The 17,212-nt window shown below is 69.2% G+C and carries 13 protein-coding genes and 1 tRNA gene; 11 read left to right on the forward strand and 3 right to left on the reverse strand.

The window, feature by feature from the left end; all coding sequences use genetic code 11:
• Positions 1 to 20 precede the first annotated feature (20 nt).
• Positions 21 to 1,427 carry an aminotransferase-like domain-containing protein gene (locus N4G63_RS06190; protein ID WP_260785583.1) on the reverse strand — a complete coding sequence of 469 codons (1,407 nt, stop codon included), beginning with the start codon at positions 1,425 to 1,427 and terminating at the stop codon, positions 21 to 23.
• A 235-nt stretch (positions 1,428 to 1,662) separates the two neighbouring features.
• Here N4G63_RS06190 and gabT point away from each other — a divergent pair, with 235 nt between their 5' ends.
• Positions 1,663 to 2,976, forward strand: coding sequence for a 4-aminobutyrate--2-oxoglutarate transaminase (gabT, locus tag N4G63_RS06195; RefSeq protein ID WP_260785582.1), 1,314 nt, complete (start codon positions 1,663 to 1,665; stop codon positions 2,974 to 2,976).
• Positions 2,977 to 3,026: 50 nt separating this feature from the next.
• Here the strand turns inward: gabT and N4G63_RS06200 are convergent, their stop codons facing one another.
• Positions 3,027 to 3,959 carry a LysR family transcriptional regulator gene (locus N4G63_RS06200; protein WP_260785581.1) on the reverse strand — a complete coding sequence of 311 codons (933 nt, stop codon included), beginning with the start codon at positions 3,957 to 3,959 and terminating at the stop codon, positions 3,027 to 3,029.
• Between the two features lie 106 nt (positions 3,960 to 4,065).
• Between N4G63_RS06200 and N4G63_RS06205 the strand changes: the two genes are divergently transcribed.
• From N4G63_RS06205 to N4G63_RS06240, 8 genes are all read left to right on the forward strand, one after another.
• On the forward strand, positions 4,066 to 5,250 hold the full coding sequence (locus N4G63_RS06205) for an acyl-CoA dehydrogenase (protein ID WP_260785580.1): 1,185 nt from the start codon (positions 4,066 to 4,068) through the stop codon (positions 5,248 to 5,250).
• A gap of 121 nt (positions 5,251 to 5,371) precedes the next feature.
• Positions 5,372 to 6,559: a CaiB/BaiF CoA transferase family protein gene (locus N4G63_RS06210; RefSeq protein ID WP_260785579.1), complete on the forward strand. Its 1,188-nt coding sequence runs from the start codon at positions 5,372 to 5,374 to the stop codon at positions 6,557 to 6,559.
• A 203-nt stretch (positions 6,560 to 6,762) separates the two neighbouring features.
• Positions 6,763 to 7,863, forward strand: coding sequence for an ABC transporter ATP-binding protein (locus tag N4G63_RS06215; RefSeq protein ID WP_260785578.1), 1,101 nt, complete (start codon positions 6,763 to 6,765; stop codon positions 7,861 to 7,863).
• Between the two features lie 67 nt (positions 7,864 to 7,930).
• Complete coding sequence (locus tag N4G63_RS06220; protein ID WP_314599474.1) at positions 7,931 to 8,980, forward strand: ABC transporter substrate-binding protein; 1,050 nt, start codon at positions 7,931 to 7,933, stop codon at positions 8,978 to 8,980.
• A gap of 48 nt (positions 8,981 to 9,028) precedes the next feature.
• A complete protein-coding gene (locus N4G63_RS06225; RefSeq protein ID WP_260785577.1) occupies positions 9,029 to 10,288 on the forward strand; it encodes an ABC transporter permease in 1,260 nt (419 codons plus the stop codon).
• Between the two features lie 5 nt (positions 10,289 to 10,293).
• Positions 10,294 to 11,124: an ABC transporter permease gene (locus tag N4G63_RS06230; RefSeq protein ID WP_260785576.1), complete on the forward strand. Its 831-nt coding sequence runs from the start codon at positions 10,294 to 10,296 to the stop codon at positions 11,122 to 11,124.
• Entirely contained in the window at positions 11,121 to 12,077 is a 957-nt protein-coding gene (gene speB, locus N4G63_RS06235; protein ID WP_260785575.1) for an agmatinase, read from the forward strand. Before N4G63_RS06230 ends, speB begins: the two co-directional genes overlap by 4 nt.
• 127 nt (positions 12,078 to 12,204) lie before the next feature.
• Positions 12,205 to 13,692 (forward strand): NAD-dependent succinate-semialdehyde dehydrogenase, encoded by a 1,488-nt coding sequence (locus tag N4G63_RS06240; protein WP_260785574.1) that lies wholly within the window; start codon positions 12,205 to 12,207, stop codon positions 13,690 to 13,692.
• A gap of 156 nt (positions 13,693 to 13,848) precedes the next feature.
• Here the strand turns inward: N4G63_RS06240 and N4G63_RS06245 are convergent, their stop codons facing one another.
• Entirely contained in the window at positions 13,849 to 14,754 is a 906-nt protein-coding gene (locus N4G63_RS06245) for a GGDEF domain-containing protein (RefSeq protein WP_260785573.1), read from the reverse strand.
• 269 nt (positions 14,755 to 15,023) lie between these two features.
• Between N4G63_RS06245 and N4G63_RS06250 the strand changes: the two genes are divergently transcribed.
• Together N4G63_RS06250 and N4G63_RS06255 are read left to right on the forward strand one after the other, a co-directional pair.
• A tRNA-Gly gene (locus tag N4G63_RS06250) sits at positions 15,024 to 15,097 on the forward strand.
• Between the two features lie 84 nt (positions 15,098 to 15,181).
• On the forward strand, positions 15,182 to 17,170 hold the full coding sequence (locus N4G63_RS06255) for a DUF6538 domain-containing protein (protein WP_260785572.1): 1,989 nt from the start codon (positions 15,182 to 15,184) through the stop codon (positions 17,168 to 17,170).
• The last annotated feature ends 42 nt before the right edge of the window (positions 17,171 to 17,212 follow it).

The following is a 17,212-nucleotide window of genomic DNA, read 5'->3' on the forward strand; positions in this document are numbered from 1 at the left end:
GGCCGGGTGCCGGCCGCAGCTCAGGCTGCGAGGCGCCGGCTTTCGAGGAAGGCGAACACCCGCTCGTCCTCGCAAAAGGCGACGTTGAAGCGCATCCAGGCCGTGGGCTCCAGCGTGGCCGAGAACAGGTGGCCGGGGCCCAGCAGGATGTCGTGCTCGGCGGCCATGTTGGCCGTCACTGCCGAATCGGGCATGTCGGCATGCCGCGCCCACAAGAACATGCCGGCCTTGGGCTCGGCAAAGGTCTCGAAACCCAGGTCGGCCAGGCGCGAGGCCACGCGCTCGTGGGCCTGGCCCAGGCGCTCGCGCAGCGCCTTGAGGTGCTTGCGCCAGCGGCCCTCGGTGAGCGCGCCGTAGACCAGGCGCTCGGTGAACTCCGACGAGGTGAGGCCGGCGGTCATCTTCAGCTGCGCCAGGTCTTCCACCAGGTCGGGATCGGCCACCAGGTAGCCCACGCGCAGATTGGGCGAGATGGTCTTGGAGAAGCTGCTGACATGGATCACCCGCGCCAGCTGGTCCAGGCTGGCCAGCGAGGGGCGCGGTGCCGGGTCGAGATCGGCATAGATGTCGTTCTCGACGATGACGAAGTCGTGCTTTTCGGCCAGCTGCAGCACGCGGTGCAGGTGCGACAGCTGGGCCACCGAGCCAGTGGGGCTTTGCAGCCGCGGCTGGGTGAAGAACACCCGCGGCTTGTGCCGGGCCAGCAGCGCCTCCAGCGCCGGCAGGTCGTAGCCGGCCGCGGTGCGCGGCACGCCCACCAGCTGCGCACCCATGAAGCGCAGGCAGAACAGCAGGTTGGCGTAGCCGGGGTCGTCCACCAGCACCACATCGCCCGGACGCACCAGGCGGCGTGCGGCCAGGTCGAGCGCCTGGCTCGAGCCCTGGGTCAGCAGCACCTGCTCGGGCGTGACGGCGATCTCCTGCTCGGCCAGGGTGTCGCGGATCAGGCGGCGCAGATCGGGGTAGCCCTTGGGGTCGCCGTAGCCGCCCAGATCGAGGTCGTCACCGGCCAGGCCACGCAGGCTGCGCTTCAGGCCGTCGCCGAACAGCCAGTCGCCCGGCAGCCAGCCGCAGCCCGGTTTCATCGACAGGTGGCGGTTCTCGAAGATCTTGCGCAGGTACCACATGGCGTCGAAGCCCGCGCCACCCGGCTGCTGCGGCTCGCTGGGCCGGCCGGCGGCGGCTGCGCCCACGCGGCGGCGCACAAAGAAGCCCGAATGCGGCCGCGACACCAGCCAGCCCTGGGCCACCAGGCGGTCGTAGGCCTCGACCACGGTGAACACGCTGACCTCGTGCGCATGTGCGAACTGGCGGATCGACGGCACCTTGGTGCCGGCGCGCAGCGAGCCGTCCTCGATCAGCCGGCTCAGCCCCTCGACGATCTGGACGACGAGCGGCACGGACGACTGCGGATTCAAGGTGAACATCGGGACGGGACACGGCGTGGATGCACGCCGCGCAGAAACTGCAAGAAAGCCAGGCACGAGGCCGATCTGTACCGGTGACAGCGCCTGCACAGTGCATCGGCGCGGCGGCCCGGCCTGTACATGGTAGCGCCCGGCTGCACTGCCTAGAGTGAGGCCCATGCTGCAGCCACGGCCGGCGCCCTGCCCCGGATCGGCCTGCCATCGATCCGCCCGCCCCCTTGCACACGAGGCCCCCATGCAACGCGATTCCGCCCTTCAAGACGCCGCCCGCACCAACCAGCTGCTGATGGCGCGCCGCCGCGCCGCCCTGCCCGCCGGCCTGGGCCAGAGCCACGAGATCTTCGTCGACCGCGCCGAAAACGCCGAGGTGTGGGACGTGGAAGGCAAGCGCTACATCGACTTCGCCGGCGGCATCGCGGTGCTCAACACCGGCCACCGCCACCCGGCCCTGGTGGCCGCGGTGCAGCAGCAGCTGGGCCGTTTCACCCACACCTGCTTCCAGGTGCTGGCCTATGAGAGCTATGTGGAGCTGGCCGAGCGCCTGAATGCCAAGGCGCCGGGCGATTTCGCCAAGAAGAGCTTCTTCATGACCACCGGCGCCGAAGCGGTGGAAAACGCCGTCAAGGTGGCGCGCGCCTACACCAAGCGCGCGGCGGTGATCGCCTTTGGCGGCGGCTTCCATGGCCGCACGCTGATGGGCATGGCGCTGACCGGCAAGGTGGCGCCGTACAAGGCCGGCTTCGGCCCCTTCCCGGCCGAGATCTACCACGCCAAGTTTCCCTGCGCGATGCACGGCGTGAGCGTGGCCGACGCGCTGGCCTCGATCGAAGCCATCTTCAAGTACGACGTCGAAGCGGCACGCGTGGCGGCCATCATCCTCGAGCCGGTGCAGGGCGAAGGTGGCTTCTATGCCGCGCCGGTGGAATTTGCCATCGCGCTGCGCCGGCTGTGCGACCAGCACGGCATCGTGCTGATCGCCGACGAGGTGCAGACCGGCGCCGGCCGCACCGGCACCTGGCTGGCCTGCGAGCAATGGGGCCCCGAGGCCCAGCCCGACCTCATCACCATGGCCAAGAGCCTGGCCGGCGGCATGCCGCTGAGCGCGGTGATCGGCCGTGCCGAGATCATGGACGCGCCCGGCCCCGGCGGCCTGGGCGGCACCTATGCCGGCAACCCGCTGGCCACGGCCGCGGCGCTGGCGGTGCTGGAAAGCTTCGAGCGCGACGACCTGCTGGCCCGCAGCCGCGCCGTGGGTGCCCTGCTGACCGACGGCCTGAAAGCCATCGCCGCGAAACACAAGGTGATTGCCGACGTGCGCGGCCTGGGCGCCATGATCGCCATCGAGCTGTGCCAGGACGGTGACGCCAGGCGCCCCGATGCGGCGCTGACCTCGGCCATCGTCAAGGCCGCGGCCCAGGCCGGGCTGATCCTGCTGTCGTGCGGCGTGTATGCCAACGTGATCCGCATCCTGGTGCCGCTGACCGCGTCGGACGAGCTGCTGGCCGAAGGCCTGGCCATCCTGTCGGGCCTGTTCGACCAGCTGGCCTGAAGCCACCGGCCCGAAGCTCGCTGCGCGCCTGTGCCCACCCGAGGGGGTGCTCAGTCCCTTGGGGCGGCCCGGCGCGACGGAGGGCCGCTCTCGGCGACGCCGCGCACGGCATCCAGAAAAGCCTGCAGCGCCGCCAGATCACGCTGCGTGCGCCACAGGCAGTGCGTGTCGTAGGGCGCCAGCGGTGCGGCCAGCGGGCGAAAGCTGACGCCCGGCAGGCCGGCCTGCTGCAGCGCGGCCGGCACCAGGCCCACGCCCAAGCCCTGGGCAATGACCGACACCACGCTGAGCCAGTGGCGCAGCTCGAAACGCGCCTCGGGCTCGAAGCCGGCCGCGGCGCAGGCCGCCAGGATGCGGTCGTGGTAGTCGGGTGACACCGCCCGCATGATCAGCGCGAAAGGCTCGCCGGCCAGTTGGCGCAGATCCAGCGGCGGTGCCCCCTCCGCCGCCTTGCCGGCCAGCACATGCCCGGCGGGCAGGCAGGCCATGAACGGCTGGCTCGACAGCAGGATCTGCGAAAAGCCCGGCGGCACGCGCGGCGTGTGCACAAAGCCGAGGTCGAGCCGGTCTTGCGCCAGCTCGGCCAGTTGCTCGGCCGAGCTCAGCTCGTGCAGGCTCAGGCGCAGGCGCGGGTGCGCGGCGGCAAAGTTGCGCAGCACCTGCGGCAGGCCGCGGTACAGCACCGTGCCGGCAAAACCGATGCGCAGGCTGCCGGCCAAGCCCAGGCCCACGTCGCGGGCCTCGCGCGCCGCGGCGGCGGCCTGCTCCAGCAGGCTCAGTGCACGCGGCAGCAGTGCCGCACCGGCCGTGGTGATGGCCACGCCGCGGCTGTTGCGCTCGAACAGGCGCGCGCCCACCGAGGCCTCCAGCTGCTGGATGGCGGTGGTCAGCGGCGGCTGGGTCATGGCCAGGCGCGCGGCGGCGCGGCCAAAGTGCCGCTCTTCGGCCAGCGCGACAAAGCAGCGCAGATGGCGCAGTTCCATGAATTCGCAGACCCTATTGATCAATCGGTAATCAATATTAGACAGCTATTCATCCACGCCACCACAATCGGCGCCATCAACGACTCCTCCAACGAAGAGACAGACCATGGCCGCCACCTCTGCCAAGTTCCAATGGGACGACCCGCTGCACCTGGACAGCCAGCTCAGCGACGATGAACGCGCCGTGCGCGACGCCGCTCGCGCCTACTGTCAGGAGCAACTGCTGCCGCGCGTGACCGAGGCCTTCCGCCACGAGCGCACCGACCGCGAGATCTTCACCGAGATGGGCAGCCTGGGCCTGCTGGGCGCCACCATCCCCACCGAGTACGGCGGCGCCGGCCTCAACTACGTGTGCTACGGCCTGGTGGCGCGCGAGGTGGAGCGGGTGGATTCGGGCTACCGCAGCATGATGAGCGTGCAAAGCTCGCTGGTGATGGTGCCGATCAACGAATTCGGCACCGAGGCGCAGAAGCAGAAATACCTGCCCAGGCTGGCCACCGGCGAATGGGTGGGCTGCTTCGGCCTGACCGAGCCCAACCATGGCTCCGACCCCGGCAGCATGATCACCCGCGCCAAGAAGGTGCCGGGCGGCTACAGCCTGAGCGGCGCCAAGATGTGGATCACCAACAGCCCGATCGCCGATGTTTTTGTGGTCTGGGCCAAGGACGACGCGGGCTCGATCCGCGGCTTCATCCTCGAGAAGGGCGCCAAGGGCCTCAGCGCCCCGGCCATCCACAGCAAGGTGGGCCTGCGCGCCAGCATCACCGGCGAGATCGTGATGGACGAGGTGTTCTGCCCCGACGAGAACGCGTTCCCCGAGGTGCGTGGCTTGAAGGGCCCGTTCACCTGCCTGAACAGCGCGCGCTACGGCATTGCCTGGGGCGCCCTGGGTGCCGCTGAAGACTGCTTCCACCGCGCCCGCCAGTACGTGCTCGACCGCAAGCAGTTCGGCCGCCCGCTGGCCGCCAACCAGCTGATCCAGAAGAAGCTGGCCGACATGCTGACCGAGATCACCCTCGGCCTGCAGGGCTGCCTGCAGCTGGGCCGCATGAAGGACGCCGGCACGGCCGCGGTGGAGATCACCAGCATCATGAAGCGCAACAGCTGCGGCAAGGCACTCGACATCGCCCGCCTGGCGCGCGACATGATGGGCGGCAACGGCATCAGCGACGAGTTTGGCGTGGCCCGCCATCTGGTGAACCTGGAGGTGGTGAACACCTACGAGGGCACGCACGACATCCATGCGCTGATCCTCGGCCGCGCCATCACCGGCATCCAGGCTTTCAGCTGAGCCCCCCCGAAGCGGCTTCGCCGCCTCGCCTGAACCCAGGGACTGGGGCACCGCCAGTGGCCCGGCAGGGCCGGTTCCACGGCGGTCGCTGGGTGGCTTGCACCGAGCATGAGGAGACATCTTGACTGGACCTAAATTGCTGGACGGCATCCGCGTCCTCGATCTGTCGCGCGTGCTGGCCGGCCCCTGGTGCGGCCAGCTGCTGGCCGACTACGGCGCCGATGTGATCAAGGTCGAGCGACCCGGCGCCGGTGACGACACACGCGGCTGGGGCCCGCCCTGGTGGGGCGATCCGGCCACCAAGACCTCGGCCTACTACTTGAGCGCCAACCGCGGCAAGCGCTCGATCGCCATCGACATCGCCACGCCCGAGGGCGCGGCCCTGGTGCGCCAGCTGGCCACCGAGGCCGACGTGGTGCTCGAGAACTACAAGGTCGGCCAGCTCGCCAAGTACGGGCTCGACTACGCCAGCCTGAAGGCGCTGAACCCGCGGCTGATCTACGCCTCGGTCACCGGCTACGGCCAGACCGGGCCGTATGCGCCGGCCGCCGGCTACGACTTCGCCATCCAGGCCACCGGCGGGCTGATGAGCGTCACCGGCGAGAAAGACGGCGTGCCCGGCAGCCAGCCGCAGAAGGTGGGCGTGGCGGTGGCCGACCTGTTCACCGGTGTGTACACCACCACCGCGGTGCTGGCCGCCATCATCGAGCGCGGCCGCACCGGCGTGGGCCGGCACATCGACGCGGCCCTGCTCGACACCCAGGTGGCCATGCTGGCCAACCAGGCCAGCAACCACCTGATTGGCGGCCTGCGGCCCAAGCGCATGGGCAACGCCCACCTCAACGTGGTGCCCTACCAGGTGCTGGCCACGCAAGACGGGCACATCGTGCTGGCCGTGGGCAACGACGGCCAGTTCGCCCGCTTTTGCCAGCTGGCCGGCCACCCCGAGGTGGCGCGCGACGAGCGCTTTGCCACCAATGCCGGGCGCATCGGCCACCGCGACCTGCTGATGCCGCAGGTGGCCGAATGGATGCTCACCCGCAGCACGGCCGAATGGACCGCCCTGCTCGAGCCCAATGCCGTGCCCTGCGCGCCCATCCTCGAGCTGCCCGAGGTGTTCGAGCATCCGCAGGTGCAGCACCGCGGCATGAAGATCTCGCACCACGGCATCCCCAGCGTGCCCACGCCGATGCGTTTTGACAACGAACGGCCGGTGGCCGAGCTGCCGCCGCCGGGCCTGGACGAGCATGGCGAGGCCATTCGCGCCGCGCTGGCCGCGGGCCTGTACTGGCCGCCAAAACCGGCCTGATTCCCCCGGCAGGCACCACCCCGCAGCGCCAGGCACCAGCCTGGCGCTTGGCCATGGACGTCTCGTTTCGGCACGCACCATCCGGGTGAGCGTGTATTGGCCCCCTGGCCGGTACAGTGCCGAAACTGTCTGTCGCGTCTGTACATGGCGGCCGTGTGACAGCGCCGCCTACAGTCCGCATCGCCGTAGCCAAGCCCTCCGCCATGCCGCCCGACGCCTTCACACGCACTGATACGCTGGTCGCCTTTCGTGGCGTGCAGAAGACCTATGACGGCGAGACGCTGGTCGTGCGCTCGCTCGATCTCGACATCCGCCGCGGCGAGTTCCTGTCGCTGCTGGGCCCCTCGGGCTCGGGCAAGACCACCTGCCTGATGATGCTGGCGGGCTTCGAGTCGCCCACTGGCGGCGAGATCACGCTCGATGGCGTGCCCATCACCCGCACCCCGCCGCACAAGCGCAACTTCGGCATGGTGTTCCAGAACTACGCGCTGTTTCCGCACATGACGGTGGCCGACAACGTGGCCTACCCGCTCACCGTGCGCAATGTCCCGAAGGCCGAGATCGCCAGCCGCGTGACCAAGGCCCTGGCCATGGTGCAGCTGGGCGGGCGCGACCGCGCCTACCCCAGCCAGTTGTCGGGCGGCCAGCAGCAGCGGGTGGCGCTGGCCCGCGCGCTGGTATTCGAGCCGCAGCTGGTGCTGATGGACGAGCCGCTGGGCGCGCTCGACAAGCAGCTGCGCGAGCACATGCAGATCGAGCTGAAGGAGCTGCACCGCCAGCTCGGCGTGACCTTCGTCTACGTCACCCACGACCAGCACGAAGCCCTGACCATGAGCGACCGCGTGGCAGTGTTCAACGATGGCGAGATCCAGCAGATCGACGCGGTGGAGCGCCTGTACGAGACACCCAGCAACCGCTTCGTGGCCGGTTTCGTGGGCGACAGCACCCTGCTCACCGGCACGCTGGGCGCGGCCCAGGGCGGCAGCTGCGAGCTGGTGCTGCCCACCGGCGAGCGCCTGGCCGGCATCAACGTCAACGCCGCGCTGCCGGGCGCCGCGGTGGTGGCCTCGGTGCGGCCCGAGCGCATTGAGGCGCGCTTCACGCCGCCCGAGAACCTGGCCAACACGCTGAAGGCCGCCGTCAACGACGTGATCTATTTTGGCGACCACCTGCGCCTGCGCTGCGCCGTGGCCGGCCAGGAGCAGGCCACCGTCAAGCTGCCGCTGGCGGCCGGCGAGCAGCCGGTGGCTGGCCAGACGCTGTGGCTGCACATTCCCACGCCCTACCTGCGCGTGTACGTCTGACGCGGCGCCACGCCCGCCGCTCGATTCTTTTCCCCCCGCTGTTTGCCAAGAGGAGTTGCCCAAGACCATGACGACCTTTGCCCGCATCGCTGCCATTGCCGCGGCCGCCGCCGCGCTTGCCCTGCCCGCCGCCCCGGCGCTGGCGCAGAACCTCACGGTCGTGAACTTCGGCGGCGCCAATGGCGCGGCGCAGAAGAAGGCCTTTGTCGAGGCCTTCGAGAAGGCCAACGCCGGCGCCAGGATCACCGGTGTCGAGTACAACGGCGAGCAGGCCAAGATCAAGGCCATGGTCGAGACCAAGAAGGTCAGCTGGGACGTGGTGGAGGTGGAAAGCCCCGACGTCACCCGCGGTTGCGACGAAGGCCTGTTCGAGAAGCTCGACTACGCCAAGATCGGCGCCAAGGCCGACTTCACGCCGGCCGCCATCCACGAGTGCGGCATCGGCATCTTCGTGTGGTCCACCGTGATGGCCTACAACGGCGACAAGTTCAAGACCGCGCCCACCACCTGGGCCGACTTCTGGGACACCAAGAAATTCGCCGGCAAGCGCGGCCTGCGCAAGGGCGCGCGCTACAACCTCGAGTTCGCGCTGATGGCCGATGGCGTGAAGCCGGCCGATGTGTACAAGGAACTCGCCACCAAGGCCGGCGCCGACCGCGCCTTCAAGAAGCTGGGTGAGCTCAAGCCCAGCATCCAGTGGTGGGAAGCCGGCGCGCAGCCGCCGCAGTTCCTGGTGGCCGGCGACGTGGCCATGACCACCGCCTACAACGGCCGCATCGACGCCGCCCAGCGCGAGGGCAAGAACCTCAAGATCACCTGGACCGGCGGCATCTACGACCTCGACTACTGGACCGTCGTCAAGGGCTCGCCCAACAAGGACGCGGCGCTGAAGTTCATCGCGCTGGCCTCCAGCGCCGACGCCCAGGCCGAGTACGCCCGCCACATCAGCTACGGCCCCACCAACACCAAGGCCCTGGCCAAGCTGGATGCCAAGGTGCTGGAGAAGCTGCCCACCGCCCCGGCCAATGCCAAGGACGCGCTGCAGTTCAACATCAAGTTCTGGGCCGACCAGGGCGAAGAACTGGAAAAGCGCTTCGCCTCCTGGGCGGCGCAGTAAGCGCCTGGCCTGGCCTCGGGTTCTTCATCCCTGCGTGAGTTGTCCGCCATGAGCACAGCCGCCCTCCCCGCAATCGGTTCACCGGCGTTGCGCCAATCGCTGCACCGCGCCGAAACCCGGCGGCGCACGGTGGCCGTGCTGCTCACGCTGCCGCTGCTGCTGTTCTTGCTGGTGACGCTGCTGGTGCCCATTGGTGCGCTGCTGCTGCGCGCGGTCGAGAACCCCGAGGTGGCCGCGGCCCTGCCACGCACCGGCGAGGCCTTGTCGGGCTGGAACCGCCTTGACACGCCGCCGGCGCCGGCCTTTGCCGCGCTGGCGGCCGACCTGGCGGCCATCGAGGATGGCGCCAAGGCCGGCGGCCTGGCCCGCCGCCTCAATACCGAGGCCTCGGGCGCCCGCTCGCTGGTGATGGCCACCTACCGCGCCGTGCGCGACCCGCAGGCCTGGCCGGCCACACTGCCCGCCGCCGAGGTGCAGCAGCGCATGCTGGCGCTGGATGAGCGCTGGGGCCAGGCCAAGTACTGGCAGGCGATCGCCAAGAACGTCAGCCGCTGGACACCCGACTACCTGCTGACCGCCATCGACCTGAAGCGCCAGCCCGAAGGCGGCATCGCGCGGGTGGAGCCCGACCAGCGCGTGTTCGGCCGCATCCTGCTGCGCACCTTCGAGATCAGCCTCACCGTCACGCTGTGGTGCCTGCTGCTGGCCTATCCGCTGGCCTACTGGCTCAGCACGCTCAAGGCCCGCCACGCCAACCTGCTGATGATCCTGGTGCTGGTGCCGTTCTGGACCAGCATCCTGGTGCGCGTGGCCGCCTGGATCGTGCTGCTGCAGCGCGAGGGCCTGGTCAACAAGAGCCTGATGGGCTTAAGCATCATCCAGGAGCCGCTGGCCCTGCTGTTCAACCGCACCGGCGTGGTCATCGCCATGGTGCACATCCTGCTGCCCTTCATGATCCTGCCGCTGTACAGCGTGATGAAGAGCGTGCCGCCCACCTACCTGCGCGCCGCGGTGTCGCTGGGCAGTGCGCCGCTGGCGGCCTTCTTCCGGGTGTACGTGCCGCAGACCTATGCCGGCATCGGCGCGGGCGCGCTGCTGGTGTTCATCCTGGCCATCGGCTACTACGTCACGCCGGCCCTGCTGGGCGGCGCCGATGACCAGATGCTCAGCTACTACATCGCCCAGTACACCAACGTCGACATCAACTGGGGCATGGCCTGCGCGCTGGGCGCCGTGCTGCTGGTGGCCACGCTGGCGCTGTACGGCATCTACCGCAAGCTGGCCAAGGCCGAACTCAGTCTTGGTTGATCGTCATGAGCACCCTGTCCCTGCTTCGTCCTCAATTCCCGGCGTACTACACGCCCATCGACAAGGCCGGCTGGTGGGCCTTGCGCCTGGTGGCCATCGGCCTGCTGGTGTTTCTGCTGCTGCCCATCCTGGTGATCGTGCCGCTGAGCTTCTCGGCCAGCAGTTTTCTGGCCTACCCGATGCCGGGCTGGAGCCTGCAGTGGTACCACAACCTCTTCACCAGCGCCGACTGGGCGCGCGCCGCCAAGAACAGCTTCATCGTGGCCCCGGCCGCCACGCTGATTGCCACCACGCTGGGCACGCTCACGGCCGTGGGCCTGGCGCGCGTGCAGTTTCCCGGCAAGGGCGCGCTGATGAGCGTGCTGATCGCGCCGATGGTGGTGCCCATCGTGGTGGTGGGCGTGGCCTGCTACCTGTTCTTTGCGCGCCTGGGCCTGGCCGACAGCTACATCGGCCTGATCCTCGTGCATGCCGCGCTGGGCGCGCCCTTTGTGGTGACCACCGTGCTGGCCACGCTGCAGGGCTTCAACCACAACCTGGTGCGGGCCAGCTTGAGCCTGGGGGCTGACCCGGTGACCACCTTCTTCCGCGTCACGCTGCCGGTGATCGCGCCGGGCGTGATCAGCGGCGCGCTGTTCGCCTTTGCCACCTCGTTCGACGAGGTGGTGGTCACGCTGTTCATCGCCGGCCCCGAGCAGGTGACGCTGCCGCGCCAGATGTTCACCGGCATCCGCGAGAACATCAACCCGACCATCGCCGCGGTGGCCACGCTGCTGACGATCTTCACCACGGGGCTGATGCTCACTCTCGAATGGATCCGCGGCCGCCGCGCATGACGACAGAACGCCAACTCAACCAGCCGCTGGGCGGCAACGCCATGCCGCGCTTCGGCGGCATCGCCAGCATGATGCGGCTGCCGCTGGCCACCTCGCCCGAGGGGCTGGACGCGGCCTTCATCGGCGTGCCGCTCGACATCGGCACCAGCCACCGCCCGGGGGCCCGCTTCGGCCCGCGCGCCATCCGTGCCGAATCGGCCCTGCTGCGCCCCTACAACATGGCCACCGGTGCCGCGCCCTTCGATGCCCTGCAGGTGGCCGACCTGGGCGACGTGCCGATCAACACCTACTCGCTGGAGAAGTCGCTGGCCATCATCACGGCCTTCTACGCCCGCGTGCTCGATGCCGGCTGCGTGCCGCTCACCCTGGGCGGCGACCACACCATCGCGCTGCCCATCCTGCGCGCCATGGCCGCAAGGCACGGCCCGGTGGCGATGGTGCATGTGGACGCGCATGCCGATGTCAACGAGCACATGTTCGGCGAGCCGGTGGCCCACGGCACGCCGTTTCGCCGGGCGGTGGAAGAAGGTCTGCTGCAAGGCAACAAGGTGTTCCAGATCGGCCTGCGCGGCACCGGTTATGCCGCCGACGATTTCGACTGGCCGCGCCAGCAGGGCTTTACCGTGGTGCCGGCGCACGAGCTGTGGTGGCAATCGCTGGCGCCGCTCATGCAACGCGTCAGGCAGACGATTGGCGATGCGCCCTGCTACCTCAGCTTCGACATCGACGGCATCGACCCGGCCTATGCCGGCGGCACCGGCACGCCCGAGATCGGCGGCCTCACGGTGCCGCAGGCGCTCGAGATCGTGCGCGGCTGCCAGGGCCTGAACCTGGTGGGCGCCGATCTGGTGGAGGTGTCGCCGCCCTACGACCCCAGCGGCAACACCGCGCTGCTGGGCGCCAACCTGCTCTACGAGATGCTGTGCGCGCTGCCTGGCGTGCCCCGCCGCTGAAACCCCGGGCCGCCCCCGGCCCACCCCTCACCGCCGCCGCGACAAGATGCACACCCCAATGCAACAGGCCGATACCGCCCTCCCCGCGCAGCCGGGCCAGAATGCCCCGTTGACCGGAGAACCTGCCATGGACAAGAAGACCTCGCCGCTGGCCACGCTGAGCGACCCCACCCTGCTGAAGACCGACGCGCTGATCGCCGGCGAGTGGGTGAGCGGCAACAGCCGCTTCGATGTCACCGACCCCGCCACCGGCCTCAAGCTGGCCGACGTGGCCAACCTGGGCCCGGTGGAGTGCCACGACGCGATCATGGCCGCCGAGCGCGCCTGGCCGGCCTGGCGCGCCAAGACCGCCAAGGAGCGCGCCGCCATCCTGATGAAGTGGTTCGTGCTGCTGCAGCAGCATGCCGACGACCTGGCCCGCATCATGACCGCCGAGCAGGGCAAGCCGCTGGCCGAGGCGCGCGGCGAGGTGGGCTATGGCGCCAGCTTCCTCGAGTGGTTTGCCGAGGAGGCGCGCCGTGTCTACGGCGAGACCATCCCCACCACCGACAACAACAAGCGCTACATCGTCGTCAAGCAGCCCATCGGCGTGTGCGCGGCCATCACGCCCTGGAACTTTCCGATCGCGATGATCACGCGCAAGGTGGCACCGGCATTGGCCGCCGGCTGCCCGGTGATCATCAAGCCGGCCGAGCAGACGCCGCTGTCGGCGCTGGCCGTGGCCGAGCTGGCCCAGCGCGCCGGCATGCCCGCGGGCGTGCTCAACATCCTCACCGCCGACAGCGCCCAGTCCATCGAGGTGGGCAAGGTGCTGTGCTCCAGCGGCGTGGTGCGCCACCTGTCGTTCACCGGCTCCACCGAGGTCGGCCGCATCCTGGCCGCGCAATGCGCGCCCACGATCAAGAAGCTGAGCCTCGAGCTGGGCGGCAACGCGCCCTTCATCGTCTTCGACGACGCCGATCTCGACTCGGCGGTCGAGGGCGCGATGATCAGCAAGTACCGCAACGCCGGCCAGACCTGCGTCTGCGCCAACCGCCTGTATGTGCAGGACAAGGTCTACGACGCCTTCGTCGAGAAGCTGGCCGCCAAGGCCGCCGCCATCCAGGTGGGCAACGGTTTCGAGGCCGGTGTCAGCCAGGGCCCGCTGATCGACGACCAGGCCGTCGCCAAGGTCGAAAGCCATGTGGCCGATGCCGTGGCCAAGGGCGCCCGCGTGGTGGTGGGCGGCGAGCGTGCCCCCGGCCTGGGCGAGCGCTTCTACACGCCCACCGTGCTGGCCGACGTGACGCCCGAGATGCTGTGCTCGCGCGAAGAAACCTTCGGCCCGGTGGCGCCGGTGTTTCGCTTCAGCACCGAGGCCGAGGTGATCGAGCGGGCCAATGCCACCGAGTTTGGCCTGGCCAGCTACTTCTACAGCCGCGACATGGGCCGCATCTTCCGCGTGGGCGAAGCGCTCGAGTACGGCATGGTCGGCATCAACACCGGCCTGATCAGCACGGCCGAGGTGCCGTTCGGCGGCGTCAAGCAATCGGGCCTGGGCCGCGAGGGTGCGCGCCAGGGCATCGACGACTATGTCGAGCTCAAGTACCTCTGCCTGGGCGACATCCTGAAGTAACGGCAGCCCCTCGCCCGGTCTGGCGCCGGCTGAACGCCGGCAAGCCCGGTCGGCCTCCCGAGGGGCCGGCGATGCTTGCGGCATTGAACCGCAGGCAGATCGCCTGGCCGGCCGGCTTGGGAGCGGCCCGGCGCCCGGCCGCTACTACCCCGCGTTTCACTCGTCGTTGGCGGCGAGTGCCCCGCCGCGGGGCGTCAGGCCGGCGCGGCCCAGCGCCGGCGCTTCGCCGGCCTGGCCCATCGCGCGGCGCAGCAGGGCGTCGGCCTCTTTGCCGTCCTCGGGGTACTGCGCCACGCCCACGCTCACCGCCACCGCCACGTCCTGCCCGGCCACAGTGAACGGCCGCTGCAGCGATTGCGCCAGCTTGGCCGCCACGCGCGGGCCATCGGCCGCGCTGTCGATCCAGGCCAGCAGCACCGCAAAGCTGTCCAGGCCCACCGAGGCCACCACATCGCTGGCGCGCAGGCCCGAGCGCAGGCGCACCGCCACCTTGCGCCGCAGCACATTGGCCGCCTCGGCGCCCAGCCGTGCCTCGGTGGCGGTCAGGCCGTCGATGCGCAGCGCCAGCAAGGCCATCGCCGCAGGCTCGCGCTCGCGCAGCGCCAGCAGATGGGTCATGTGCTCCATCAGCTGCTGATGGTTGGGCAGGCCGGTGGCCAGATCGGTGGCGTAGGCCTTGCGCGCCATGCGCTCCAGGCGCTTGCGCTCGACCGCCAGCCGCACCGCGCGCGCCAGCTGCTGCGCGTCCAGCCCGCGCTGGGGCAGCACATCCTGCACACCCAGGCGCACCAGGCGCAAGGCATCGGCCGACGAAGGCTCGGGCGCCACCACCAGCACCGCGGCGTCGATCACCGCACGCGGCAGCTCGGGCCAGTTGGCCAGCATGGCCAGCGGCTCGGCCAGATCGGCGCCCACCACCAAGGCATCGCAAGGGTGGGTGTCGAGTTCTATCGCCAGATCGGCGCGGCCGGCGCAGGGGTGCACCACGAACGGCCCGAAGACCGAGGTGGACAGGTCGGGCGCGCCACGGCCCAGAAACAGCAGTTGGATAGGCTCACTCATGATCGTGCCCCGCATCATGCCCCAGCCCGAGCGGCCGGCGCCACGCTGGGAACTACGGGGACGGCGCGGCGGCGGATGCCACGGCACCACGCCGGCGCACCGCGGCCATCGGCCGCGCACCGCGGCCATCGGCCGCGCACCGCGGCCATCGGCCACACGTTGTCCGGCACGCCGACACACCGGCACATCGGCACACCTGCGCCCACGCACACCGGGCGGCCCGGCAACCGGCCCAGGCGGGCCGGGCCATGGCTAGAATGCGCGGCACTGCGGGTGTAGTTCAATGGTAGAACGCTAGCTTCCCAAGCTCGATACGTGGGTTCGATTCCCATCACCCGCTCCATAGTTTCGTAAGTCCTTGATCCGTCAGGGGCTGCCGCCCGACTCGGGCGGGCGCTGGTAGTGGTGTCCCAATGGGGTATCCCACATGAGTCAGCGCCATCACCTGCGCCGCCGATCCAGCGGCGTGTATGCGGTTCGCTTCGTCGTCCCCGAACGCCTGCGCGTCATCGTCGGCTGCAGCGAGGTTCAGCGAAGCACGGGCTGTCGTGATTTGGTGGTGGCCAAGATCGTGGCTGCCGAGATGGCTGCTCACTGGCATCGCACAATCGCGAGCTTGATGACGATGGACCCGCAGAAAGTTCTCCAAGGCAGCGTGGACCTCCTGGGCGACGGCACCCTGCCCCTCGCGGAGGCCGCCAAGCTGCTGGGGGCCGACCTGATGGACCTCACCAGGCGTTTGGCCCACCGTCACGCACGCTTCTTGGTCGAGGCCAACACCTGGTCGGGTTGGGTGCTCGACGACATCACCGAACTGAACCACGAGCGGGACGAAAGCGGCTACCTGGTGTCCGTGGACATCAGCGACGGCGCGCTGCAGCGACTGGGCCAAGAGCGAGTCGTGAGCCGGCAGCTGGAGCTCTACCTCCCGAGCGACGCGGTGCGTGTGGTGCAAGCCGCAGCGGGTGCCGCAGTTGCGCTCTTTCGGTTTTCAGCCACTGGCCTCTCGAGGGTCGGCTTTGTAGTGCCCTACCCTGGTGTCAGCCTCGTCGTCGATCATCTTCTCGTGCGACGGCTGGACGTCGAGGCTTTGCGCCGGTCTTTGAGCCCGCAACTGCGGCAAGTTGATCCAGGGGCGCCAGGCCATGCATCGCCGGTCTCACCGGCACACGAAAGCGGACTCGCGATCCCACGGCATGCGAAGAAACGGCTGTCCGAACTGGCGACCTTGTACCTGGACAAGCGCGCTGGGCACTGGAAGCCCGATGAGCTCAGGCGGCAACGCGACGCCTGCGGCGCGCTGGTGGCTTTCACAGGCGACGCACTGTTGGGGGAGGTCGACCGAGAGATGCTCTGGAGTGTCTCCGGCCAACTGCGTCGGCTGCCACACCGGCGACACCTCGTCTCAGCACCCAAGCTGAGCAACGGTGCGACCGACTGGCACGAACTGGTGCGCCTCGCCGGCGAACTTCGGATGCGGACCGCAACGGCGGGCTCGGTTGAGCGCCTCGTGGAGGACATGAGCTCGATCATTGCCTTCGGCGTCAAGCTTGGCTGGCTGATGCAGAACCCCGCGGCCGAGTTGGCCGCAGAGGTGTTCGAGTCCATGGGCGGTACCCGTCGCCAGAGCCACCAGCAGCGCGAACAGTTCAGCGATGACGACCTCGGCAAGATCTTCGGCGTCGAGTGGTTCGTCACCGGCGTCGGGCGCCGGACGCAGCAGGGCATCTTCCACAGCTACAGGCCGCACTACTACTGGCTGCCAGTGCTTGCCTTGTTCACCGGCGGCCGGATCAACGAGCTGTCACAGCTGTACCTGGACGACATCAAAGAGCTTGAGCCCGGCCTGTGGGTGATCGACTTCAACCTTGCAAACCCCGACAAGCAGAACAGCGACGACGACGACATCGCGCCGGACAAGTCACTGAAGACCGTCGCAGCAGAGCGGCAGGTGCCGATCCACAGCAAGCTCCTGGAGCTTCGTCTGCTGGACTACGTCGCCGCATTGCGCATCGCCGGTCACCAGCGGCTGTTCCCCGAACTCATACATCACCCCGACAAGGGCTACGGCAAGGCTGCGAGCAGTTGGTTCAACGAGCGCTTCCTCGGCAAGCGGCTCAAGCTACCCCGCGATGGTCGGAAGGTGTTTCACTCCTTCCGGCACACAGTGAACACCGCGCTGGAGCGGGCTGGCGTGCCCGACAAGGCATTCAAGCAGTTGCTTGGCCATTCTCTGAAGGCACATGCCGGGGCCAGTGCGCACTACATCAAAGCGCGCGAAGCGGCGGAACTTCGCCCTCACATTGAGGCGCTGCAATTCGACAACGTCAAACCGGCCAGGTTCGACGTAGCCGCGGGGGTCGAGGCAGTTGGCCATGCGCTGCGCCTGAAGGAATCGCATCAGCGACCCCACTGACCCACTCGCCGGGGTGGTGCTCGCGCTCTTGCGCCGATGGCG

Origin of the sequence: Aquabacterium sp. OR-4 (genome assembly GCF_025290835.2) — a bacterium.
Lineage (GTDB): Bacteria > Pseudomonadota > Gammaproteobacteria > Burkholderiales > Burkholderiaceae_C > Pseudaquabacterium.